The organism is Bacillus sp. FSL E2-8868 (genome assembly GCF_038005505.1).
GTDB classification, from domain to species: Bacteria; Bacillota; Bacilli; order Bacillales; family Bacillaceae_G; genus Bacillus_A; species Bacillus_A mycoides.
This window is the reverse complement of sequence record NZ_JBBOTI010000001.1, coordinates 128,384-152,300: the sequence shown is the minus strand read 5'-3', so window position 1 is coordinate 152,300 and position 23,917 is coordinate 128,384. Positions and strand designations below refer to the sequence as shown.

Sequence of the window (23,917 nt, the reverse complement as noted above, 5' to 3'; positions counted from 1 at the left end):
GATGAAAGCTATGTTCTATTGCATTAACTGTTCTGAAATTCACCATGAAAAACACCCGAATGATAAAGTTTTCAAAAACGGTTTTTATATTGATCCATTTTTAGGTGATCGTTATCACCTTGGTATGTGTACAGATGCCCAAAACCATGAAACAGGGGCGCCTCTTTTAGCGACAAAGAAATTAGGCACAACTCAATCTATTATGAACGTATTACCGACACATGTTGTCCCAACATAAAACATAAAAAAGAGCTGGCTCACCCAGCTCTTTTTTATGCTTTATAAACGATCATTGCTGAAAAACAATAAATTTGGTTTTCGTCATCGTTAATAGAAACACCGACTTGGTACTTAATATCTACAAAGTTACTATCATCAATTTTTTTCAAAAATACATTTACAGCGTCTTCTAAGTCTTTTTCATGACTTTCATCAAACACTTTCACACGAATCATGTTAACACCATCCTAGATCGCAGCCCTCCGCCGCTTGTTTATTGCCACGGTGCGTATCTATGATGCGATAAAACTTTCCATCTTCATATATATATCCGTCTTCTAACACATATTGTTTATCTTCAGTATAGACATAAAACTTACCTATCATAAACTTACTCGTATATAATTCCAAATAATCTTGCCTAAATTTGGCTACAACTTTATTTGTAATATCAATTCTAATTGTGCGCCCCACCTTCTCTCCCTCCCTTGCAAAGAACGGATTTAGGTATATTGTATTAGCGATTTTATATTTTATGCTTAAAAATAAGTGGATATGCCCTCTTTCTGCGCCTGTACTATTTTTCTAAAAAAATTCCCCCTATTTATTCAACTTATAAGAGCAAAAAAACAAACAAAAAAACGACTTTTATATATTGACTACAGTATATCAGATGTGATATTATATAAAATTTGACATTTTTATCCTAGTATGTTATCATTAAAAGTAGTTACCACATACGGAGGTGGATGATTTGTTTCAAATTGGTGATAAAATCGTTTATCCAATGCACGGTGCAGGAATCATCGAAGCAATTGAAGAGAAAGAAATATTAGGCACTACGCGTCAATATTGTGTTATACGCATCATTAGTAAAGATATGCAAGTAATGCTTCCGATAAATCAATTACAAAAATCAGGTATACGTTATATCGTCGATAAAGGTACGTTAGATGGTATACTTCTTGAATTTCATCATGGGGAATCAGACCCCTCACTCTCTTGGAAACAAAGATATACAATGAATATGGAAAAAATGAAGAACGGCAATCTTCAAGATAGTGCAGAAGTTGTTCGTGATTTACTTCGTCGCAATAAAGAAAGAGCATTAAATGCGAGCGAAAAACAAATGCTAGATAATGCGCGTAAAATGGTTATTAGTGAAGTTGCGCTCGTACAGAATGTTTCAGAACATCAAGCAACAGAATTTCTTCAAGATACAATCAATCATTAATTTTAAAAATAGCCGACCGCTATTTTTTTTTGCGTAAAAAAGGCCAAAGAGTTAAATCTCTTTGGCCTTTCATATTACCCACGCCCCGCTTGAAACGATGGATATAAAGTCATTCCACCATCTGCAAATAACGTAATTCCAGTTACGTAACTTGCCTCTGCTGAAGCAAGCCACGTTGCTACTGCTGCGATTTCTTCAGGTTTTCCAATGTAACCCATTGGAATCATACTTTCTACGTCGTCACGTTTTTTCGGGTCAGCAAATTTTTCAGCATTAATTGGCGTATTAATTGCACCAGGACCAATATTATTTACCCGAATACCTTTTGGTGCATATTCTAACGCTAACGTTTCTGTCATAAGCTTAATCCCTCCCTTACTAGCCGCATAATGCACAAATAATGGCCACGGGATTTTCTCATGAACACTAGACATATTAATAACCGAACCTTTAATATCGTGTTCCACAAAATATTTAATCGCTTCACGACTTCCTAAAAAAGCACCTGTTAAATTTGTATGAATTACTTTATTCCAATCCTCTAACGGCATTTCATGCGACGGTACCGCGTTTTCTATCCCTGCATTATTAATCATAACGTCGAGCGTACCAAACTCTTTCACAGCAGATTGAATGAGATTCACAACATCTGCCTCGACCGTCACATCACCTTTTACAGCAATCGCTTCTCCACCTACCTTTTTTATTTCTTCTAATACATCGTTCGCTTCTGACTCTCTTGAGCGATAGTTAATAACAACTTTCGCCTTCTCTTTAGCAAATCTTACTCCCATGGCTCTTCCAAGACCAGTTGCTGATCCTGTAATAACGACGACTTTCCCTTCTAAATCGCTATACATTTTAATACCTCCTTAACCTTTCGCAATCCCCAGCATAATTCCAGCTGCAATGATAAAAACGATACCAATAACAATCCCAATTAATTGACGCTTCGTTTTCCTTTCACCTAATATAAAAATCCCGCCAAGCGTCGAAATAATAATTCCCATTTGTGAAAGGGAAAAGCTTGTTGCAACCCCAACTCTTGGCTGCGAAATGAATAAAAACATATTTCCAGCTGCCCAAATCAATCCTGGAAGAATATTTCGAATCGCATATTTATTGAATGGATGATGTTTAAATGTGAGTAAAATCCCGCCTAATACCATACCGACCGCTTGTGGTAATAAAGCCGACCAACCGTTGACGTTAAATAACCGGATAACTACTACGTAAACTAAATAACCGACTGTTGAAATTAATAAAATAATAATTCCTTTTTTAAAATTTCCTGCTTGCTCTGCATTCTTCTCTTCTTTACTTTGCAGCGATGTTAAAATAACCCCGATAATAATACAAACGAGCGCCAAAACTCCAAGAACGACCGATATCGTCGTTGACCATTCATGAAACACGATAACCCCAAATAATGTTGTCGCGACTAATTGAAGCCCTGTTGAAATCGGCATCGTCCTAGAAACACCCATTAAATCAATACTTTTTAATTGATTCGCTTGACCAAGTGCCCAAAATAAGCCAGATACAATTCCAACTCCAATAACGGTCGGAGTTAATACCGGCTTCATAAAAATATAAACAACAATTGAGAAGATAAGTGCACCGAACGTTGTACCGAGCGTTTGACTATACGGTCCCCCGCCCAGTTTCACGTTAAATAGCACAATACTCCCCCAAAATATAGCTGGTAAAATCGCTAAAAGTATATCCATCGCTCATTACCTTTCTCTACAAAATGTCATAGGTTATCGCTCTAAATCATTAGAGTGAGCTTTTATTTTTTCGTTTTTTCGTGCACAAATCTTTTCTACAATAGCACCAGAAACATTCTTTTCTCGCTCCACTTTCTTTATCTTTATGTGATCTAAATTGTCTTCCAAAGTAAGTGTAACTTTATCATTCGGCGGATTATGTGCCCCTTGAAATGTAAGAAATTGTATCGTAACTTCAAACCTAGGAACAAACTCATCTTTCTTGCCTAGACGCTTTATATTTGTAACTGAGTCACATTCATACTGATCTTCTGTCACTTGCCTTATAACCGAGTAATATCGATTCAGTAACGCACTTTCTAAAAGCTGTTCCGTCGATTCTTTTGCCAAAGAATTGCTTGGAGAAAAGAAAAAAACAGAACATATCATTGCAATCATTACACATATCTTTTTCATAACTTCCTCCTTTTCCTATAAGATAGTGTTCTCCAAAATGCCATAAAAAAACGACTTTACCTATTTAGGAAAGTCGTTTTTCATAGCATAAATCCAATATTAACCACCACTCACTGGTGGTATTAGTGCAACTACATCACCAGTGTGTATCGTGTCATCTTCATTTGCGTACTCTTCATTAATCGCAACCATAATTGGCGCTGAAACTGGTACATTATATTCTTTCGCAACAATATCTTTTAACTCTGCAACAGTAATATCTTCTTTCTCTATTTGTAATTCACTCGTTCCTGCTTCTTCTTGCAAGTTCGCAAATAACAATACTCGAATCATATTTATAACTCCTTCCCAGGCTCTCCTGCTGGATATGGTGTTTTTTCTAATTGGTCACCAATCCATGAGTCACCATCTTCCCAAAACTCCTTTTTCCAAATTGGAACAATTTGCTTAATACGCTCCATAATATATTCATTCGCTTCATAAGCCTCTTTGCGATGAGGCGTTGATACAGCAACAACAACCGCTATATCAGAAATTTGCAGCGTGCCGATGCGATGCGTAATCGCAACATGTGTACCGGGCCACTTCTCCTTCACTTCTGACCCAATTTTCTGTAGCATCTTTTCTGCCATCGTCTTATAAGCTACATACTCTAAGTATAGTGTACGACGCCCTTTCGTAAACTCCCTAACTGTCCCGATAAATGTTGTAACAGCACCACATTCACGGCGAACTACTTTCTTTGTCACCTCTTCAATCGAGATTTCTGTATCAATTACTTCATAATACGTATTTATCATTTTGCACCCCTAGCCGTTTGTAAAAACCAGTCTATATACAATTTTTCTTCTGTTATATGAAATACTTTATATTCTTCTCGTACATTTGACGAAGCATCATACCACGTAATAACTGCCGCTATATTTTCTACTTTATGTAAAAGTTCAGCGTCTTCCGCAGAACGAAGTAACACTACTTTCGGATAGTTCTCAGCTTTATAGCCCTCTATTAAAATCGTATCTACTTCAAAAAATTCGTACAAGCGGATAATTTCTTGCAAGGACCATTCATCTCGCAAAGAGGACAAAGATAGTAATCCAGCACCTTCTACACTACTTACTACAGCACCAGCTTTTCGGTGTCTTTCACTATCTTTTTGCGCTACTTCAGGAAAGCCCCCGTGACCATGATGTTTAATTGTAGCAACCTTCATTTCTCTTTCAGCTAATGCATGTACCATCTTCTCTACAAGTGTTGTTTTCCCGCTATTTTGATACCCTACTATTTGTAAGATTGAAGAGGCTTTGCCCACGGCCAATCACTTCCCTCAGAGCATTCTAACAATAATACAGACACTTTCATTCCTGCTTCAAATCCTCTCGTTCCTCCAGGCAGCACGATAAAAGCATTTGCATCCGCAAGTGAAGAGACCGCACTCGATTTATCTAAACCGACTGGCATCGCTTGTAGTGCCCCATTAACAATACTCGCTTTCGCTCTTACAAAACGAGTAAACGGATTTGGTTTCGGAAAATCTTTTTGTAAAATAGCATCAGTTCTATATACGTGAGGCTCCTTCGCATGTAAATACGTTTTCATAATTGGGTGTACAAATAATTCGAAACCTACATAACAAGCTGACGGATTACCTGATAAACCGAAAAGTAACTTTCCATCAACTTCAGCTACTGTCGTTACACTTCCAGGTCTCATCGCTATTTTATTAAAGAGTACATTCGCCTGTAACCTTGCATAAATAGCCGGTAAGTAGTCGTAATCTCCTACTGAAACACCGCCCGTTGTAATTAAAATATCAACCTCGCCCATCGCTGATTTAACGGCTGTAAAACATGCATCTAACTCATCAGCAAGTTGTCCATAGTAACGCACTTTTCCGCCAGCTTTCATAATTTGAGCGGCAATCATGTAAGAGTTACTATTTCTAATTTTTCCTGGCTCTAACGCCTCATGCACTTCTAGTAATTCGCTGCCCGTCGTTACAATACCGACAACAGGCTGTTTTACAACTTTCACAGTGCTATATCCAAACGTCGCTAATAATGCGGCAACACCTGGATTGATTACAACACCTTTCTTAACGAGGACTTGATTTTGTTTTATATCTTCTCCTTTAAATGACACATTGTCACCGTTTTGGAAAGGACGTTTTAACTTCATATATGTACTTTCGTTCCTCTCGAATCCTTCCGTCAGTTCTAGCATTACGACTGCATTGCAATCTTCTGGAATAGCTGCTCCTGTCATAATACGAACCGCCTGAAAAGCCCCTACTTCTTCTGTAAAAACAGATCCTGCTCCGATCTCTCCTATTACTTCAAATTCAATCGGCTGCTCTTGACTCGCTTCCTTCGTGTCTTCTGCTCGAATTGCGAAACCATCGTAAGGAGAACGATCAAAGTGAGGAACGTCGTGATCTGAGACAACATCCTCTCCAAGAACCCTCCCATAACTTTCTGTAATAGAAACTTCTTCTACTTCACCATGCTTAGCATATTTCATAACCCGCTCTACAGCCTCAGCAACTTGAATCGGGATTCGTTTTTCTACCATTGTTTCTCACCTCATATTTGCAAAATATCTAATCTCGATTACACTTTATATATTAAATCGCAATTACTTCAAGGAGGAATTCCATGTCTTCATTCACACATTTCAACGACCAAGGGCGCGCTAAAATGGTTGATATAAGTGACAAAAAAATAACCGTTCGAACAGCAATAGCATGCTCTAGCATTCTCGTTACAAAAGAAATTTTTGATAAAATCTCACGCAACGAAATTGGTAAAGGTGACGTATTAGCCGTCGCACAAATCGCAGGTATTATGGCTGCAAAACGTACTTCTGATATTATCCCAATGTGCCATCCTTTATTATTAAAAGGTGTTGACGTCTCTTTCGATTGGAAACAGTCAGAAGAACAATATCGGCTACTTATTGAAGTAAAAGTTAAAACAGAAGGTAGTACCGGCGTTGAGATGGAAGCTTTAACAGCTGCTTCCGCTACCGCTCTTACTGTATATGACATGTGTAAAGCCGTTGATAAAGGTATGATTATTGGCGAAACGTACTTACTTGAAAAAACGGGCGGAAAAAATGGAGATTATATTAGAAATTCTTAATCCTACCTTTTCCATTTGAACCTAAAGGATTCCCCTTTAGGTTCAACCTATATATCTTGCATATAGTCGTTTCGCAACATTCATATCATTCGTACCATGAATAAACGCCCTGCCATCTGTAAATAAAACAAAACGATATTCTTCCACTGGAAATGATAATAAATACGGCGTTGCTTTTACATCCACACTTTTTTGTAAGCGCTTTTTAATTTCTTCTAAATTAAAACCCTGACGCACACCTGGACGGATTTGAACTGTATTTCGCCCACATAATACTTCTGTTTTCGTTTGTGCTTCAAATGTTAAACTCGGATATGTACGTAACTTTCCACAGGATAAACATGTATCCTTTTTCTGCCTATTCACTTTAAATGCCATCTGTTGATTATTCCAAAGATCAAATGATAGCATCGTTTCACGAAGTGCCTCAAAATCTTCTACTAATATTTTCAAGGCTTCCGTTATTTGATGTGCAACTACTAATTGCACTGCTGGCTGTATAATACCGGCCGTATCACATGTCGCTCCGCTCGCCGGATGTTCCATTAAACATCGAAAACACGGCGTTTTTCCTGGCAAGATTGTATAAGTTACTCCGTAACTTCCAACACATCCTCCGTATATCCATGGAACGTTATACATCTGGGATATATCATTAATAAGAAGGCGCGTTTCAAAATTGTCTGTCGCATCTAATATTAAATCTACACCTTTAATTAACTCTTCCATTTCTTGCACCGTTACATCAGTCACAACCGGTACAATTTCTACTTCGGAATTAATTGCCTTTAAATGTTCTGCTGCCGCTATCGCTTTCGGCTTATAATGCTTCGCATCTTCTTCTGTATATAATTGTTGCCTTTGTAAATTACTCCATTCTACATAATCACGATCCGCAATTGTAATTTTTCCAACACCTGCTCTAACAATTGCTTCTGCATTCGCTGCTCCGAGCGCACCAGCACCGATGACGAGCACGTGCTTCCCTCTTATTTTCCGTTGCCCTTCTTCCCCAACACCAGAAAATAACATTTGTCTTGAATATCGCTCTTGCATACGACATCCCCCTTTCTTATCCTCCTATATAAGACATTTCAATTTTCGGACGATTTTTCGCACTTTCTTCTGTCCGTTCATCTGAATATCGATCTTTTCTATTCTCCCATACATATTGTATAGCTTTTAATAACTCATTATCCGAAAGGTTTTCCCTGAGAAGTTTCCTTAAATCCATTCCTTCTGTCGCAAACAAGCAAGTATAAAACTTTCCATCTGCCGAAATTCTTGCTCTCGTACAAGAAGAACAAAATGACTCAGAAACGGAGGTAATAAAACCAACCTCTACATTCGTTCCAACGTATCGATACCGCTTCGCAACCTCACCAAAATAATGAGCTTCAGCTGGCTCAATTGGATACACCCCATGAATCATATCAATTAATTCTCGTTTCGTAATAACTTGATCAAAATTCCATCCATTCGTACTGCCAACATCCATAAACTCAATAAATCTAAGCGTGATTCCTTGTTCTTTAAAATACGTAGCAACCGGAAGTACTTGATGATCATTCATTCCTTTTTTCACAACCATATTTACTTTCACTTCAAGGCCTGCTTCTTTCGCTGCCATAATTCCTTTTAACACTGGCTTCGTATTCATATTCCGGCCATTAATTGCGCGGAACACATTATCATCTATCGCATCCAAACTAACATTTACTCGGTGTAACCCAGCTTCTTTTAACGCCTTCGCTTGCTTCGTTAAATGAATCGCATTTGTCGTTAATCCTATATCTACTAAACCGTCAATTTTCACGAGACGTTCGATAAGTTTTGTTAAGTCCTTACGGAGCAAGGGTTCGCCACCAGTAAGTCTAATTTTCCGTACACCGATGCTAACAAATACTTTTGCTAATCGCTCTATTTCATCAAATGTCAGTAAAAACTCATCTTTCAAAAAAGCATAATCAGGACCAAACACTTCGGCTGGCATACAATACGTACACCGTAAATTACAACGATCAATGACAGAGATGCGTAAATCTTGAAGTGGGCGTCCGAAAAAATCTTTAACCTTCTCCTGCATCGCCACTCTCCCTTTCTGCCAAATTTATACCTCTCTTCATTCTATTATAATATATTTTTGAACCGCGATGTTTTTGCTCAAGTGAATAAAGTGAAACTTTAATCAGTGGGGGTTTTGTCCATCCTCACTGATTATTAGCCCACAAATAGAGGGATAAAAAACCTTGAAACATAAAAGTTCCAAGGTTTTTTTGCTTATTAACTTAATCTAATAATAGTTAGAGTAGCTCCTGGCGTTGTCGTAGATAATGTAGCCACTGCAAGTAATCCAAATAACTGTAAACTAATAGCAGAGCCCGCAGCTAAATTACTAATAATTGTCGCATTAAATGAACCTGTAGCCACTGCCGGTGAATTTATTGTTCCTGCTAGCGGACTTCCATTTACAGTTATACGCGAACTTACAAGTAAAGCTGCCGTTATATTAATTGTGTAGGCTATATAATAATTACCTGCATTTGTAACGGTAAACACAGTATTTCCACCACTAACTGTTATTCCCGGTCCAATATTTTGATTGTTCGGTAATGGTATATTCGTACCGCCTAACAACACGGAAATAGCACTTCCTGAAGTATTATTTGCAAAGGAATACGTTGCAGTTGTACTAACTCCAGTCACCCCGGTCGCTCCTGTTGCTCCTGTTGCTCCTGTTGCTCCCGTTGCTCCCGTTGCTCCCGTTGCTCCCGTTGCTCCCGTTGCTCCCGTTGCTCCCGTTGCTCCCGTTGCTCCCGTTGGACCTTGGATTCCTTGTGAACCTGTCGCTCCTGTTGCTCCCGTTGGACCTTGAATTCCTTGTGAACCTGTCGCTCCTGTTGCTCCCGTTGGACCTTGAATTCCTTGTGGGCCTTGTGGGCCTGTGTCCCCGGTTGGGCCTTGTGGACCTTGTAAACCTTGCACACCTTGCGGACCTGTTGGACCTATTTCTCCTTGCACACCTTGTATTCCGGTTGGGCCTTGTGGACCAGTCGGACCTTGCACTCCTTGTATCCCTTGAATTCCCTGTGGGCCTTGTGCTCCGGTTGCACCTGTTGCCCCTTGTATCCCTTGTGGGCCTTGACCTCCTTGGATTCCTTGAGGACCTGTTGGACCTTGGATTCCTTGCGGGCCTTGAATTCCTTGCGGCCCTTGATCTCCCGTTGCTCCCGTTATACCTTGGATCCCTTGTGGACCTTGAACACCTTGCGGACCGGTTGGGCCTATGTCTCCTTGTACTCCTTGTATTCCTTGTGGACCCTGCAGCCCCGTTGCTCCTGTTGCACCAGTTACTCCAGTTGCTCCGGTCACACCCGTCGACCCTGTTGCTCCCGTATCGCCTACTCCTCCCGTTACACCTGTCGCTCCTGTCGGACCAGGTGGTCCACCGGATGGACCTGTCAATCCCGTCGGACCTGATGGACCTGTTGGGCCAGTCGGTCCAGCTGGGCCTCCTGATGGACCCGTTACTCCAGTTGCCCCTGTAGTCCCTTCCCCTGTCGCCCCTGTTGTACCCGTATCTCCAGTTACTCCTGTCGGCCCTTGGATTCCTTGAATTCCTTGTGGGCCTTGCACTCCTTGCGCACCCGTCGGTCCTTGAATTCCTTGGATACCTTGAACTCCCTGTGGACCCATTGGACCTGTTGGACCTATATCACCTTGAGTACCTTGCACTCCTTGCGGGCCCTCTGGACCTGTTGCTCCTATATTCCCTTGAACACCTTGAACTCCAGTTGCTCCTTGTGCTCCGGTTGCTCCTGTTATACCTTGAATCCCTTGTATTCCCTGAATTCCTTGTGGACCTTCTGGACCTGTTACTCCTATTGGTCCTTGAATTCCTTGTATTCCTTGTGGGCCCTCTGGACCTGTTGCTCCAGCTGGCCCTGGCACTCCTTGTATTCCTTGCGGACCCTGAAGTCCTTCTGGGCCTTCTGGGCCTGTTGGTCCTATATCACCCATTGGCCCTTGAATTCCTTGGACTCCTTGTGAACCTGTGTCTCCGGTTGGACCAGGTACCCCTTGTATTCCTTGTGGGCCTTGATCTCCTGTTGCTCCTGTTATACCTTGAGGTCCTATGGCCCCTTGTATACCTTGCGGACCTTGATCTCCGGTTGCCCCCGTTATCCCTTGAATTCCCTGAACCCCTTGGATTCCTTGTTCACCAGTTACTCCTGTCGGACCAGGAATACCTTGAATACCTTGCGGACCTTCTGGACCCGTTGGTCCAATTGGCCCTTGAACCCCTTGGATTCCTTGCAGGCCCTGTGCTCCTGTTTCTCCTGTACTTCCAGTCGAACCTGTATTTCCAGTCACTCCCGCACTTCCAGTTACTCCAGTATTTCCAGTCGCTCCCGTCGCACCTGTACTTCCACTCGGTCCACCTCCTGGCCCTGTCGCACCAGTTGCTCCAGTCGGACCTGGAGGTCCTCCAGATGGGCCGGTTATCCCTGTTGGACCTGTTATTCCAGTCGGACCACTAATCCCCTGACCAGTCACTCCTGTTGCTCCCGTATTTCCACTCGGTCCTTGTGGGCCTTGTATCCCTTGAGCTCCTTGTATTCCTTGTGAACCTGTTGCACCCGGTACCCCTTGCACTCCTTGAATTCCTTGAGGTCCCTCTGGCCCGGTAGCTCCAATCGGCCCCTGTAATCCCTGTATCCCCTGTATACCTTGTGCCCCAGTCGCTCCGGTCGGACCAATCGGACCTTGTAACCCTTGCACTCCTTGAGGTCCTGTCGCTCCAGTTTCTCCCTGTGGTCCCCTTAATCCTTGTGGTCCCTGCTGTCCTTCTGGTCCTGTTGCACCCATTTGTCCAGCTGGTCCTTGAATCCCTTGCACTCCTTGAGGTCCTGTCGGGCCCATCTCCCCCATCGGACCTTGAAATCCCCTTGGTCCTTGTGGGCCGGTCGGGCCTTGTGGACCGGTTGGACCAGTAATCCCAATGCCAGTAAATCCCGTTGGAACGGGAGGAAAGGTAGGTCCAATAAGATTCGGTGAAATTCTGAAATTAGAGTTTAATGAATTTTGTCTATCGCGCTCTTTCACACTTTCACCACCTACACACCATCTTTTTTACTTTAAACAAACCTCTTCTTCTTAATATGTATTTACAAAAACAATCTCAAAGACTATTTTTATTTTAAATAATAAAAACTCCCTTAATTCCTTAAGGGAGTCCCGCAATTGAATCCATATTATCTGTATTCGGGACAGCTTGCGCTATACCCGATGCATTTACACTTTGCCCCATATTTGTTCCTGTTAAAGTACCAGCAGGGGTACCTCGTGTATAGGTTGTCGTCACCGAATCTCCCGGTTGTAAACACAGCTTCGTCTCCGTCCCTATTACTGTAACAACATCAATCCAAGTGCAACCCGTTGAACCACTATACGATTTCGTAGCAGTAAATGAAGTATCACTCAAATTGTCACCTGTAAATATATTCCCAGTATTATTAACGATAATAAATTCTTTAATACGTGCAGGCATACTTACACTCTACCTTTCCTTTATGCACCTAATGTACGTGTACTCGTCGCTAATGGCGGAAGAAACACTGATGTTCTAATCACAGCTTCTGGCTGTCGTTTCCCATTTAAAAACACAGCCGCACTCGATCCTCCAGCACCAGCATATATTTTTGCCACAGCTAAAGGTGAGATATCATAACAGTCGCCGACATTAACAGCTCCTGTATTATTAATAATTTTTACTTTACGCATGTTAATTCCCATTTCCCCTCCCCCTTTTGTATACTGTATGCAAAAGAAAAAAACTTGAAACAGACTCGTTTCAAGTTTTTGCAGCTACTTATTTAGTTTCGCCTTCATATTGAAGCATACCGCCAACCATATTCACTGTTTTAAATCCTTGCTCATTTAAATAATGGCATACATTTTCACTACGCATTCCCGAACGGCAAATAAAGATATATTCATTCTCTTTCTCAAAGAAATCCACTTTATTTGGAATATCGCCCATTTTAATATGTACAGCTTCTGGAATTTTCCCTGCCGCTACTTCTTCATCTTCCCTTACATCTACTAAAAATAATGTTTCTCCATTTTCTAAACGCTCTTGCACTTCTTCTGTAGTAATTGTTTTTACTTCTGTCATATGTAGTTCCTCCTTATATACAATAAAACCTTCAGTTTCTTCTTTAAACAATCATTTCTCATCAATTTTAGCACGCGAAGGAAGGAACGCAAAGAATGGAACATTTATTTCTCAATTTTCCAGCAAAACTTATTCTTTACAAACATAACTGACGCATTGTATCCTCAATATACTTGTTTGATGAAAGGAGCCAGTTAAAATGACACTTTTTCTTTTCATTATGGGCATCATTTTCTTAGTTTTTGCAGTTATTGCTCTTAGTATGAAAAATAATAAAAAGATAAAATCCCCTCAAGAAATGTCATTCTTATTTCTATTACTTAGTATAGCTTTCTTCGGTTTATCAGTCGCTTCATATATTTTCCGTCTGCAAATCATGTAAAAAAAGGTGCCTACTATAAATCATGCACCTTTCCACATTAATTATTTCCTACACAAAACTAGATACTTTCCGATTTAAAAACTCGTAAACTTTCTTTTCAAACAAATGAACATCTAATGCCCCAGCCATATGCCCATTTATACTTTCTATCTCATATACTTCTGCGTACTTCCCTTGCTTTTGCAAAATGTCTACCATTTTATAATTATAACGAGGTGGCTGAAGTAAATCTTGTTTGCACGGAATCATGAGTACATTCGCTTCTATATTAGAAAGAGCCTCTTCTAAAGAAGAAAATCCATGCGCAATATCATGTAATAAGACTGCTTTCGCAGTGTACATCCACGAATTTGCATCTACTAAATCTATACTTTTGCATGTCACTTTATTAATCTCTTTCTCAAATGATGTTAATGCAGAAAATTCCTGATAAGGTGCCATTTCTATACTGTTCCGCGGGAATGCCGTTTCATAAAAATGTTCATCAAACGCATTCATAAACATCATTCGATTTGCTAAATGAAGACCCTTCGTTGGCTGCTCTTCTCCATACTTTCCACCTTTCCAGTTTGGATCAAGCTGAATTGCTTCAATCGCATTTTGCGCTACATTTCCCGACGTTATAATTGGATTTTGTGGATTCGTAATAACTCCAATCACTCGCTCTACCATATGAGGATAGTGAACAGCCCATTGCTGCGCAATCATCCCACCTGCCGACGGTCCCATTACAGCATGTAGCCTAGCAATCCCCATATCTTTTATTAACTCATATTGCATACGTGCTACATCTAAAAATGTGAAAACTGGAAAATCCATCGCATACTCAAAACCAGTCATCGGATTTATCGATTTTGGTCCCGTTGTAATTACGTAGGGATTCTTCACCTGTACATTACAAAGGTTATCAGTGCATATAACGAAATATTTATTTGTATCAATTGCTTTTCCAGGTCCAATTAATCCATCCCACCAACCAGCTTCCTCATCATGCTCTGTATATTTTCCTGCCGCATGACTTGTTGCACTAAAATAGTGACAAACCAAAATCGCATTTGATCTTTCTCTATTTAAAGTGCCATACGTCTCATACCCCATTTGAACAGGAATTTCCCTACCATTTTCAAACACAAACTCTTTTAAAACAAACTTCTCCTTTTTTACAATTTGCACAGACTCGCCTTCTTCCCGTCATTTTATGAACTGCTTACTAAAGGATTTTTTCTATGCAAGCCAATCTCCTCCTTCTTTTCATAAACAAATGAATAATATACAAAATTAGCCACAAAATAGCACTATATTACAAAATCAAAGAGGGAATATATATGATTTGGAATTGGTTACGTAAGAAAAAAAAATCAAATACAGCAGATAGAAAAGAGACAGATGATACGAAGCAACAGTCTAACGATCAAAAGGGCAATAACCAAAAGCAAACTAGAAGCATGAAACATAACCAAGATAAGAATAGCCAGCAAAAAAATGTAGAACAAACTGAAGGTTCTTCTCAAAACAAACAGCAGCAATCTACACAAGAGGATTCTTCTCAAAGCAAACAGCAGCAATCTACACAAGAGGATTCTTCTCAAAACAAGCAGCAACAGTCTACACAAGAGGATTCTTCTCAAGACAAACAGCAGCAATCTACACAAGAAGATTCTTCTCAAGACAAACAGCAACCAGCTGCACAAAAGAATCCTTCTCAAGACAAACAGCAACCGGCTGCACAAAAGAATCCTTCTCAAGACAAACAGCAACCGGCTGCACAAAAGAATCCTTCTCAAAGCGCTGGAAGTAACAGCATTTATGACTTTAGCAAACCAGAAAAGGACCATATTCACTCTCTACAAGACTTAATAGCAAAACTAAAGCAGTCTAGTGATTTTGTTAATTATCATACATCTGATGATGAAACGATGCCTTATTGGATTTCTTACTATCGTCCATCACTTGATGGGGAAAAACTACAAAAGTATTTAATGCCTACTCTTTTGGAACGATCTTGCTCTTCACTCGAAGAGCTAAAAGAACATATTCCAATGAGTGGTATAACGATTACGAACGACTTACAAAAAATTGAGGACATGGTTTTAAAGGGACATGCGATTATTCAATTGCACCAGCAAGATCAAAAATGTATGCTTGCAAACATTGCAATTGATACTTACCGGGCACCAAGCCCTCCATTAAATGAATCAACAGTTATCGGTCCGCAAGAAGGTTTTGTAGAAGCTATTGATACAAATATTAATTTAGTCCGTAAACGCCTTCCAGTATTAGAACTGCAGACAAAAGAAATAATAATTGGCTCCTTTTCGAAAACAAAGGTTGTAATAATGTATTTAGACAACCTTGCAGAAAAAGATAATGTGGATTTTCTCGAAGAATCATTGCAAGCTCTTGAATACGATCAAATTAATGATAGTGCTTATCTTCAAGAATTAATGGGAGAAAAGTCAATTTTTCCATTATATATAAATACAGAACGAACTGATAGAGTGACAAAGGCACTTATTGATGGAAAAATTGCAATTTTTGTTGACGGTTCACCAAACGTTCTACTAACTCCTGTCTCATATTTCGATTTCTTTATTTCACCAGAAGACTATAACGTCTCTTGGCTGTACGCTACATTTTCAAGGATTTTACGACTTATCGCGGTTCTTTTCTCAATTTGTGCAGCCCCATTATATGTTGCCGTTTTAAATTATCATTACGAACTCATTCCAAGCGATTTGCTTGAAACATTGATTTTATCAAGAGCACAAGTACCATTCCCACCTTTAATCGAAGCACTCTTTTTGGAATTAGTTATTGATTTATTAAGAGAAGCTGGGGCTAGGTTACCGATGAAAGTAGGACAAACACTCGGCATTGTAGGTGGTATCGTAATTGGACAAGCATCCGTTCAAGCTGGGTTAACGAGTAACATTTTATTAATTATCGTTGCCTTATCAGCGTTAGCTTCCTTTATTACACCCATTTATAAAATGGGTAACGCCGTTCGTTTACTACGTTTCCCATTTCTCGCCTTTGCAGAAATAGGTGGTCTATTTGGTATCTCTCTTGGATTTATCTTTTTATTTACCCATCTTTTTAGACTAACTTCTTTACGTAAACCGTACGCACTTTTTTATCCAACACGCCAACAATCAGCAAAGGACTCTTGGATTCGCTTTCCATTAACGATGATTGATACAAGGGATGTACAAGCTAGACCACAGCATGTTAAGAAATCAGCAAACGGAATTTCAACAAAACATACATCTGATTTTGATGATTAAGAAATGAGGTGCATCGATGAGTAAAATTAAAGCAGAACACCAAATATCACCCGTCTTCGTTTTCTTTTTAATTCACGGTGCACAATTCGGTGCCGGCGTTCTTGGGTTTGCCCGTATTATTGCTAAGGCTGCTGGATATGACGGTTGGATAGGAGTTTTCATCACAGGAATCATCATTCATATTCTCCTATGGATGATGTATTTCTTGTTAAAAGAAACAAACGGAAATTTAATTGATTTACAAAGACAAACATTTGGAAAATGGCTAGGAAACGGTATTAACCTCATTTTTATGGCGTATTTTTTAACTGTTAGTATTTCCGTTATTCGAACATATGTAGAAATTATTCAAGTATGGATGTTTCCTTCTGCTTCGATTTGGATGCTAACAACTTTTCTATGCTTAGTCGGTTATTATATTATCTCATCTGGTTTTCGTGTTATTACTGGTATCTGTGTCATTTCTATCGGCGGGACACTCGGATATCTTTTCATTAGCCTTTTTATCCTAAAATACACTCACTGGTCTAATTTACTCCCTGTATTTTCACATTCGCTTTCAGACATTTTAAAAGCAGCTCAATTATCAATCTATACTATGAGCGGATTTGAAATTTTTCTTATGATTTATCCATTTGTAAAAGAGTCTAAGAAATCTCATAAATTTGCACAATACGGTGTGCTATTCTCTAATCTTTTATATTTATTTAGTACCCTCTTAGCTTTTACATTCTTTAGCGAAAAACAATTATCCAAAACAATTTGGGCCCAGCTCTCTATGACTCAAGTTATCCAACTTCCTTTCATAGAAAGGCTAGAGTACATTGCAATCTCAGCTTACGCTCTCGTTATTGTTACAAGCTTCATTCTTCCTTTATGGGCTGCGACAAGAGGAACACACGAAATATTTCGTGTAAAACAAAGAGGTGTTTTAATTACTTTTTTGCTCATTACCCTCATTGTTTCACAACTTTTAACAAACAGACATGATATTAATGACTTTATTAGTAATGCATCAAGGGTTAGTTTTTGGCTTATTTACATATACATCCCAATTCTATTTATTATTGTGTGGGTGAAAAGAAAATGGAAAAAATCAAAAGAAAATTAATGCTTCTTTCTTGTATCAGCGTCCTTAGTCTAACTGGTTGCTTACAAAAAAATATTATCGATGATGTCAACCTAATTCAAGGGACTGTTTTTGATACAGCAAAAGATAATAAAGTAAAAGTCACATTCGTTTGTCCTATACAGAAAAAAGGTAATAAAGTTCAAGTCTTTGAAGGAGTAGGAAACGCAGTAAAACAAGTAAAAGCGGATACTTCTTTAGAATCCTCTCAACCGTTTGCAAGTGGACAAATGCGTTTTGCTTTATTTACTACAAGAATTGCTAAAAAAGGATTGTCAACTTCCTTTGACACATTAATTCGTGATGTGAACATCGGGAACTCAATGTATGTCGGTCTATTAGAAGGAACTGGAATGGACTTACTAAAAGGTAAATATACAACATCATCTAACGTTGCCATTTATATAAAGAAAATGTTAGACCATAATATGCAAACAGGCCCTTTACCTACTGACAATCTACATTTAGGAGCTTATCGATATTATCGTGAAGGCCAAGATTCCTATTTACCAATTCTCAAAAAAGATAAAGATAAAATAAAAATTACTGGCATCGGCCTTTTAAAAGGAGATAAATATATTGGCAAAATTAGTTATCACGATATGTTCGCCTTTAAAGGTTTATTGGAAAAACATCGCTTAGATTCACATGAATTTAAAGCAAACTCAGGATACACAATCATTAATAATATTCGATCCGTCCCAACTTACCAAGTAAGTATTAAAGATGGTAAACCATCATTTTTCATACACGTCAAACTAGAAGCACGTATTCAAGAACTATCTAAACAGTTCAACTTAGAAAATAAAAAGAACACAAAAAAAATAGAAAAATCAGTTGAAAAACAATTAGGTGCAACGGCTAACAAATTAATTAAACAGTTTAAATCTTTAAATGTGGATCCACTCGGTCTCGGCGCAAGGTATAAAGAACATTACCGTCCATTCAAATTAGAAGAGTGGCGAAGAATGTATAAAGATGTTCCTATTAAGGTGAAATACACTGTCAATATTACAAATTCTGGTGTAATTGAATAAGTTAATGATTGAACTCCCCTCTCTGGCATGGTACAACGGAGAGGGGAGTTTTTATTTTTAAATAGAGAAAAGGGATATTTACGGGGGAGCTTATGTCTAAAAAATTAGTAAAACCTATTTTAAATGGTATTTTATTTCTCGGCGTCTTTTTATTTGCTCATACATACTTAAAAAATGTTTCTTTCACACGTTATTTACTTGTAGTTATACCAATGCTACTCATCGGAATGTTTGGCATCGATCTTATTTTATCCGTTTTAATTAAGAAAGAAGAATAACGAGCGAACATCTTATTTCTCATAAGATGTTCTTTTTATTTAATAACTACCTTATGTTACAATAAAATTCGGCATAACGTAAGAAAGGATGAAACAACATGACAAACGAAAAAGGTTTAGATAAAGGATACGAACTTGTTGCAAAAATGCATGAAGAATTCGGACATCCTGTGACAAGTACTCCAACAAAACTAACAGAAGAGCGTGCAAAAATTCGTGCTAGCTTTATGCAAGAAGAGCTAGAAGAATTTCTAGAAGCAACAACTGTTGAAGATCAATATGATGCACTTATTGACCTTATTTACTTTGCATTCGGAACGTTTGCAGAAATGGGCGTACGTCCAGATAAAGGATTCGAAATTGTAAACAATGCTAACATGGCAAAACTATTCCCTGATGGAAAGCCTCGATTCCGCGAGGGCGACGGCAAAATTATGAAACCAGAAGGATGGCAAGCACCGGAACCACAACTTCGTGCGGAAATCGAACGCCAACGTCAAGAGGCAGAAAAAAACTGCTAGGATCTCCTAGCAGTTTTTTATTATGTCTTTTTTCCTTTGGTCTATTAATGACCCACGTGTCCCGCGTGTCCTGCTGCTCCTGCAGTACCAGCTGCTGCTCCTGCTGCCGTCCCTGCTCCAATTCCACCTGCCCAAGGCTGTTGTTGTTGCTGATACTGTTGGTATTGTTGTTGACCCTGATGCTGTTGTTGACCTTGATGATGCTGTTGGCCTTGATGATGCTGTTGACCTTGATGATGCTGTTGGCCTTGATGATGCTGTTGGCCTTGATGATGGTGTTGGCCTTGGTGATGGTGTTGACCTTGGTGATGATGTTGACCTTGGTGATGGTGTTGACCTTGGTGATGATGTTGGCCTTGGTGATGGTGTTGGCCTTGGTGATGATGTTGACCTTGATGAGTTTGATAAAGGACAGCCTGCGGGTGAATTTGATGATGACCTTGGTGATGTACTTGTTGCTGATGGTGGCCGTGGTGTTGATGATGACCATGATGACCGTGGTGTTGATGCTGGCCTTGGTGACCATGATGACCATGGTGTTGATGCTGGCCTTGGTGACCATGATGATGTGTTTGATAAAGGACAGCCTGCGGATGAATTTGATGATGACCATGATGATGTACTTGTTGTTGATGATGGCCATGATGCTGATGATGGCCGTGTTGTTGATGATGACCGTGATGACCGTGATGCTCATGATGTACATGCTGACCGTGATGACCGTGATGCTCATGATGACCATGAACACCTTGAGGGAAGCCGCCGATTCCACCAGCTACAACACCAACGCCAGGTACAGGAAATCCTGTTTGTACGCCTCCAACGAAAGATGGGAATGTAGTTGGCATACCTACAGGAACTCCACCCTGTGCTCCCCCTACAAATGTTGGAAAGCCTGTTTGTGCTCCGGCTACCGACGTTGGAAATCCTCCCATTCCCCCCGGAAAACCTGTTTGTGCTCCAGTTACTGATGTTGGAAACCCTCCCATTCCCCCTGGAAAGCCTGTTTGTGCTCCAGCTACTGATGTTGAAAATCCTCCCATTCCCCCTGGAAAGCCTCCTCCTGCTCCTCCCATCCACATTGGGATTTCTCCATATCCTTGCTGTCCAGCGCCCCCCATTAACATCATCTGTGCATAACCGTCTTCCTCACCTACCATAAAGCCATGCGGTGCATTATTATCCATTCCTTTCATTACTTTCACCTCTTCTTCTCATTTAGCCTACCTTTTTTATCATATTTTCTATAGAAGAATAGGTGTTTGTCTATATGGGAATTCCGCGCTTTTTTATTTGTTCTCCATTCGTGTTAAAAACAATTAACTGATTATTCATTCTAAAAGGAGGGCGTTGTATTGATGATCATAACAAATGCTGAAATAACTGATTTAGATTCAATCGGAGATATAGATATCGACGTGATTGGAAATGATAATAGACGAAATTATATTAAACGTGCTATTGACGAAGGAAACTGCATAATTGCAAAAGAGGACAATTCCATTTCTGGTTTTCTAACATACGATACAAATTTCTTTGGTTATACTTTCCTCTCATTAATCATTGTTTCGCCAACGAAAAGAAGACAAGGTCATGCAAGCTCATTAATCTCATATATGTTAAGACATTCTCCTACTCAAAAAATATTTTCTTCAACGAACAAATCGAATACAAATATGCAAAAAGTTTTTAAAGCAAATGGATTTATGCGTAGTGGAATGATCGAAAACTTAGATGAAGGTGATCCTGAGCTTATTTTTCATGCAAAAAAGCTCAGAGCATAAACGCTCTGAGCTTTTATTAATAATTAATTAGTTTGCAACAACGTTAACAAGTTTTCCAGGAACAACAATTACTTTACGAACTGTTTTTCCTTCAATTTGTTCTTTGATTGCCTCAAGTGCAAGTTGTTCCATTTCTTCTTTTGATGCGTCTTTACTCATTGTTAGTTTTGTGCGAACTTTGCCCATAATTTGAACAACGATTTCAACTTCATCTTCTACAAGTTTAGACTCATCAAATGTTGGCCAGCTTGCATATGTGATTGTTTCACTGTATCCAAGTTTGTTCCATAGTTCTTCCCCGATGTGAGGTGCAACTGGTGCAATCATTTTTACGAAACCTTCTACATATTCTTTCGGAAGTGTTTCAGCTTTGTATGCATCGTTGATGAATACCATCATTTGAGAAATCGCTGTGTTGAAGCGAAGCTCTGCATAGTCTTCTGTTACTTTCTTCACTGTTTGGTGGTAAGCTTTTTCAAGATCTTTGTTTGGTGCATCAGTAATTTTCTCACTCAATTCACCGTTCTCTTGAATGAATAGGCGCCATACGCGGTCTAGGAAGCGACGAGCTCCGTCAAGACCATTTTCAGACCAAGCGATTGAAGCATCTAATGGCCCCATGAACATTTCGTATAGACGAAGTGTATCTGCACCGTGGCTTGCTACGATATCATCAGGATTTACAACGTTACCTTTTGATTTACTCATTTTCTCGTTGTTTTCACCTAAGATCATACCTTGGTTGAATAATTGTTGGAACGGTTCTTTCGTTGGAACTACACCGATATCATATAATACTTTATGCCAGAAACGAGCATATAGTAAGTGAAGTACAGCGTGCTCTGCTCCACCGATATAAATATCAACTGGAAGCCATTGTTTTACTTTTTCAGGGTCTACAAGTGCTTCGCTGTTGTTTGGATCGATGTAGCGTAGGTAGTACCAGCAGCTACCAGCCCATTGTGGCATTGTATTTGTTTCACGACGACCTTTTTTACCAGTTTCAGGATCAACAACATTTACCCACTCTTCAATGTTTGCAAGTGGTGATTCACCTGTACCTGAAGGACGAATATTCTCTGTTTTCGGAAGAACTAATGGTAATTCTTCTTCTTTCACAGCTGTCATTGTACCATCTTCCCAATGGATTACTGGAATCGGCTCACCCCAGTAACGTTGGCGACTAAATAACCAGTCACGTAGACGGTACGTTACTTTTTGATTTCCTGCGCTTGTTACTTCAAGCCACTCAATCATTTTTACAATTGCTTTTTCTTTATTTAAACCATCAAGGAATGCTGAGTTTACGTGCGCACCATCACCTGTATATGCTTCTTTCGAAATGTCTCCGCCTTTTACAACTTCCTTCATTGGAAGATTGAACGTTGATGCGAATTCATAGTCACGCTCATCGTGAGCTGGAACTGCCATTACAGCACCTGTTCCGTAAGTTGCAAGAACATAATCAGCGATCCAGATTGGTAATTTCTCACCGTTTACTGGGTTAACTGCGTAAGCACCAGTAAATACACCAGTTTTTTCTTTCGCAAGTTCTGTACGCTCTAAATCGCTCTTCATTTTAACAGAGTTAATGTAAGCTTCTACAGCTTCTTTTTGTTCTGGTATTGTAATGTTAGCAACAAGTGCATGCTCTGGAGCCAGTACACAGTAGCTTGCTCCAAATAGTGTATCAGGACGCGTTGTGAAAACTGTGAACTTCTCATCTGTACCGTCGATGTTGAAGTGTACTTCTGCACCTTCAGAACGACCGATCCAGTTACGTTGCATGTCTTTTAAGCTTTCTGGCCAATTAAGCTCATCTAGATCTTCTAATAGACGATCTCCGTAAGCTGTAATTTTTAACATCCACTGTCTCATCGGACGACGCTCAACTGGATGTCCACCGCGCTCACTCTTACCGTCAATGATTTCTTCGTTTGCAAGTACTGTACCAAGTGCTGGGCACCAGTTTACAGGTACTTCATCAACGTAAGCTAAACCTTTTTCAAATAGTTTTAGGAAGATCCATTGTGTCCACTTGTAGTAGGTTGGATCTGTTGTATTTACTTCACGATCCCAATCGTAAGAGAAGCCTAATGCTTTAATTTGATTACGGAACGTATTAATATTAAGCTCTGTAAATTCAGCCGGGCTGTTCCCAGTATCAAGTGCATATTGCTCTGCTGGAAGACCGAATGCATCCCATCCCATTGGATGAAGAACGTTATATCCTTGCATACGCTTCATACGAGATAAAATATCTGTCGCTGTATAACCTTCTGGATGACCTACGTGTAAGCCTGCACCTGATGGATATGGGAACATATCTAGTGCATAAAATTTTGGTTTTTCTGTTTCATCTGGCGTACGGAATGTTTTATTCTCTTCCCAATGCCCTTGCCACTTCTTCTCAATTTCTTGATGATTAAAGCTCATGAGATACCCTCCTTGAAATTCTATTTATTTTCACCGCCCAAAATACAAAAAACCTCTCATCCCTAGAAAGGGACGAGAGGTTATAGATTCCCGCGGTACCACCCTAAAT

28 protein-coding genes and 1 other annotated feature (1 of these 29 only partly in view) are annotated in these 23,917 nt (G+C 39.6%); of the genes, 10 read left to right on the top strand and 18 right to left on the bottom strand.

All coding sequences use genetic code 11. From position 1 onward, the window contains the following. Nucleotides 1-10 precede the first annotated feature (10 nt). Complete coding sequence (locus NSS74_RS00880) at nt 11-238, top strand: DUF3973 domain-containing protein (RefSeq protein WP_002129470.1); 228 nt, start codon at nt 11-13, stop codon at nt 236-238. Between the two features lie 34 nt (nt 239-272). Here the strand turns inward: NSS74_RS00880 and NSS74_RS00875 are convergent, their stop codons facing one another. Both NSS74_RS00875 and NSS74_RS00870 read right to left on the bottom strand, forming a co-directional pair. Then, the gene (locus tag NSS74_RS00875; RefSeq protein ID WP_000621751.1) at nt 273-455 is read right to left on the bottom strand and encodes a sporulation protein Cse60; all 183 of its coding nucleotides are present in this window, start codon (nt 453-455) and stop codon (nt 273-275) included. A 1-nt stretch (nt 456) separates the two neighbouring features. Beyond that, nucleotides 457-693 (bottom strand): DUF2553 family protein, encoded by a 237-nt coding sequence (locus NSS74_RS00870; protein WP_002089059.1) that lies wholly within the window; start codon nt 691-693, stop codon nt 457-459. Between the two features lie 280 nt (nt 694-973). Between NSS74_RS00870 and NSS74_RS00865 the strand changes: the two genes are divergently transcribed. After that, on the top strand, nt 974-1,453 hold the full coding sequence (locus NSS74_RS00865) for a CarD family transcriptional regulator (RefSeq protein WP_002143447.1): 480 nt from the start codon (nt 974-976) through the stop codon (nt 1,451-1,453). Nucleotides 1,454-1,527: 74 nt separating this feature from the next. On the opposite strand, the gene NSS74_RS00860 is transcribed toward NSS74_RS00865, so the two are convergent. The 7 genes from NSS74_RS00860 to NSS74_RS00830 all read right to left on the bottom strand — a co-directional run bounded on the left by NSS74_RS00860 (nt 1,528) and on the right by NSS74_RS00830 (nt 6,210). Next, nucleotides 1,528-2,313, bottom strand: coding sequence for a glucose 1-dehydrogenase (locus NSS74_RS00860; protein WP_002015659.1), 786 nt, complete (start codon nt 2,311-2,313; stop codon nt 1,528-1,530). A gap of 12 nt (nt 2,314-2,325) precedes the next feature. Further along, the gene (gene glcU, locus NSS74_RS00855; RefSeq protein WP_002129475.1) at nt 2,326-3,183 is read right to left on the bottom strand and encodes a glucose uptake protein GlcU; all 858 of its coding nucleotides are present in this window, start codon (nt 3,181-3,183) and stop codon (nt 2,326-2,328) included. A gap of 33 nt (nt 3,184-3,216) precedes the next feature. After that, nucleotides 3,217-3,639, bottom strand: a complete 423-nt coding sequence (locus NSS74_RS00850) for a DUF3888 domain-containing protein (RefSeq protein ID WP_002089063.1) — start codon at nt 3,637-3,639, stop codon at nt 3,217-3,219. A gap of 99 nt (nt 3,640-3,738) precedes the next feature. Beyond that, entirely contained in the window at nt 3,739-3,972 is a 234-nt protein-coding gene (gene moaD, locus NSS74_RS00845; RefSeq protein ID WP_002015653.1) for a molybdopterin converting factor subunit 1, read from the bottom strand. A 2-nt stretch (nt 3,973-3,974) separates the two neighbouring features. Further along, on the bottom strand, nt 3,975-4,439 hold the full coding sequence (gene moaE / locus NSS74_RS00840) for a molybdopterin synthase catalytic subunit MoaE (protein ID WP_002129479.1): 465 nt from the start codon (nt 4,437-4,439) through the stop codon (nt 3,975-3,977). Beyond that, nucleotides 4,436-4,957, bottom strand: a complete 522-nt coding sequence (gene mobB / locus NSS74_RS00835; RefSeq protein ID WP_002143449.1) for a molybdopterin-guanine dinucleotide biosynthesis protein B — start codon at nt 4,955-4,957, stop codon at nt 4,436-4,438. The genes moaE and mobB overlap by 4 nt, the downstream gene beginning before the upstream one ends. After that, nucleotides 4,921-6,210, bottom strand: a complete 1,290-nt coding sequence (locus NSS74_RS00830) for a molybdopterin molybdotransferase MoeA (RefSeq protein ID WP_002143450.1) — start codon at nt 6,208-6,210, stop codon at nt 4,921-4,923. The genes mobB and NSS74_RS00830 overlap by 37 nt, the downstream gene beginning before the upstream one ends. Before the next feature lie 83 nt (nt 6,211-6,293). Here NSS74_RS00830 and moaC point away from each other — a divergent pair, with 83 nt between their 5' ends. Then, nucleotides 6,294-6,779, top strand: coding sequence for a cyclic pyranopterin monophosphate synthase MoaC (gene moaC / locus NSS74_RS00825; protein WP_002129484.1), 486 nt, complete (start codon nt 6,294-6,296; stop codon nt 6,777-6,779). Nucleotides 6,780-6,821: 42 nt separating this feature from the next. Here moaC and NSS74_RS00820 read toward each other — a convergent pair whose 3' ends face one another. From NSS74_RS00820 to NSS74_RS00795, 6 genes are all read right to left on the bottom strand, one after another. Then, nucleotides 6,822-7,835 (bottom strand): molybdopterin-synthase adenylyltransferase MoeB, encoded by a 1,014-nt coding sequence (locus NSS74_RS00820; RefSeq protein WP_002067678.1) that lies wholly within the window; start codon nt 7,833-7,835, stop codon nt 6,822-6,824. Between the two features lie 16 nt (nt 7,836-7,851). Beyond that, on the bottom strand, nt 7,852-8,865 hold the full coding sequence (gene moaA / locus NSS74_RS00815) for a GTP 3',8-cyclase MoaA (RefSeq protein ID WP_002138702.1): 1,014 nt from the start codon (nt 8,863-8,865) through the stop codon (nt 7,852-7,854). Between the two features lie 197 nt (nt 8,866-9,062). Continuing rightward, nucleotides 9,063-11,885, bottom strand: a complete 2,823-nt coding sequence (locus NSS74_RS00810; RefSeq protein WP_340813108.1) for a BclA-related collagen-like exosporium protein — start codon at nt 11,883-11,885, stop codon at nt 9,063-9,065. Nucleotides 11,886-12,006: 121 nt separating this feature from the next. After that, on the bottom strand, nt 12,007-12,330 hold the full coding sequence (locus NSS74_RS00805) for a hypothetical protein (protein WP_002143452.1): 324 nt from the start codon (nt 12,328-12,330) through the stop codon (nt 12,007-12,009). A 20-nt stretch (nt 12,331-12,350) separates the two neighbouring features. Further along, nucleotides 12,351-12,575, bottom strand: a complete 225-nt coding sequence (locus NSS74_RS00800) for a spore germination protein (RefSeq protein WP_000512595.1) — start codon at nt 12,573-12,575, stop codon at nt 12,351-12,353. Between the two features lie 76 nt (nt 12,576-12,651). Next, nucleotides 12,652-12,957 carry a rhodanese-like domain-containing protein gene (locus NSS74_RS00795; protein ID WP_000141214.1) on the bottom strand — a complete coding sequence of 102 codons (306 nt, stop codon included), beginning with the start codon at nt 12,955-12,957 and terminating at the stop codon, nt 12,652-12,654. Nucleotides 12,958-13,156: 199 nt separating this feature from the next. On the opposite strand from NSS74_RS00795, the gene NSS74_RS00790 reads away from it, so the two are divergent. Further along, nucleotides 13,157-13,339 (top strand): hypothetical protein, encoded by a 183-nt coding sequence (locus tag NSS74_RS00790; RefSeq protein WP_002015640.1) that lies wholly within the window; start codon nt 13,157-13,159, stop codon nt 13,337-13,339. Between the two features lie 48 nt (nt 13,340-13,387). On the opposite strand, the gene NSS74_RS00785 is transcribed toward NSS74_RS00790, so the two are convergent. Next, nucleotides 13,388-14,512: an alpha/beta fold hydrolase gene (locus NSS74_RS00785; RefSeq protein WP_002143455.1), complete on the bottom strand. Its 1,125-nt coding sequence runs from the start codon at nt 14,510-14,512 to the stop codon at nt 13,388-13,390. 152 nt (nt 14,513-14,664) lie between these two features. Between NSS74_RS00785 and NSS74_RS00780 the strand changes: the two genes are divergently transcribed. The 5 genes from NSS74_RS00780 to NSS74_RS00760 all read left to right on the top strand — a co-directional run bounded on the left by NSS74_RS00780 (nt 14,665) and on the right by NSS74_RS00760 (nt 19,588). Beyond that, entirely contained in the window at nt 14,665-16,623 is a 1,959-nt protein-coding gene (locus NSS74_RS00780) for a spore germination protein (RefSeq protein WP_002143456.1), read from the top strand. A gap of 16 nt (nt 16,624-16,639) precedes the next feature. Next, nucleotides 16,640-17,734 carry a spore germination protein gene (locus NSS74_RS00775; RefSeq protein WP_002143458.1) on the top strand — a complete coding sequence of 365 codons (1,095 nt, stop codon included), beginning with the start codon at nt 16,640-16,642 and terminating at the stop codon, nt 17,732-17,734. Next, nucleotides 17,710-18,789: a Ger(x)C family spore germination protein gene (locus NSS74_RS00770; RefSeq protein WP_012261854.1), complete on the top strand. Its 1,080-nt coding sequence runs from the start codon at nt 17,710-17,712 to the stop codon at nt 18,787-18,789. Before NSS74_RS00775 ends, NSS74_RS00770 begins: the two co-directional genes overlap by 25 nt. A 92-nt stretch (nt 18,790-18,881) precedes the next feature. Then, nucleotides 18,882-19,067 carry a hypothetical protein gene (locus NSS74_RS00765; protein ID WP_002129504.1) on the top strand — a complete coding sequence of 62 codons (186 nt, stop codon included), beginning with the start codon at nt 18,882-18,884 and terminating at the stop codon, nt 19,065-19,067. Nucleotides 19,068-19,165: 98 nt separating this feature from the next. Beyond that, nucleotides 19,166-19,588, top strand: a complete 423-nt coding sequence (locus NSS74_RS00760; RefSeq protein WP_002034433.1) for a haloacid dehalogenase — start codon at nt 19,166-19,168, stop codon at nt 19,586-19,588. Nucleotides 19,589-19,632: 44 nt separating this feature from the next. Here the strand turns inward: NSS74_RS00760 and NSS74_RS00755 are convergent, their stop codons facing one another. Then, on the bottom strand, nt 19,633-20,784 hold the full coding sequence (locus NSS74_RS00755; protein WP_340813107.1) for a VrrB protein: 1,152 nt from the start codon (nt 20,782-20,784) through the stop codon (nt 19,633-19,635). Between the two features lie 162 nt (nt 20,785-20,946). On the opposite strand from NSS74_RS00755, the gene NSS74_RS00750 reads away from it, so the two are divergent. After that, nucleotides 20,947-21,372, top strand: coding sequence for a GNAT family N-acetyltransferase (locus tag NSS74_RS00750; RefSeq protein ID WP_012261856.1), 426 nt, complete (start codon nt 20,947-20,949; stop codon nt 21,370-21,372). Nucleotides 21,373-21,399: 27 nt separating this feature from the next. Here NSS74_RS00750 and leuS read toward each other — a convergent pair whose 3' ends face one another. Next, nucleotides 21,400-23,808: a leucine--tRNA ligase gene (gene leuS / locus NSS74_RS00745; RefSeq protein ID WP_012261857.1), complete on the bottom strand. Its 2,409-nt coding sequence runs from the start codon at nt 23,806-23,808 to the stop codon at nt 21,400-21,402. Between the two features lie 65 nt (nt 23,809-23,873). Continuing rightward, nucleotides 23,874-23,917, bottom strand: a binding site (T-box leader); it runs 175 nt beyond the window's last position.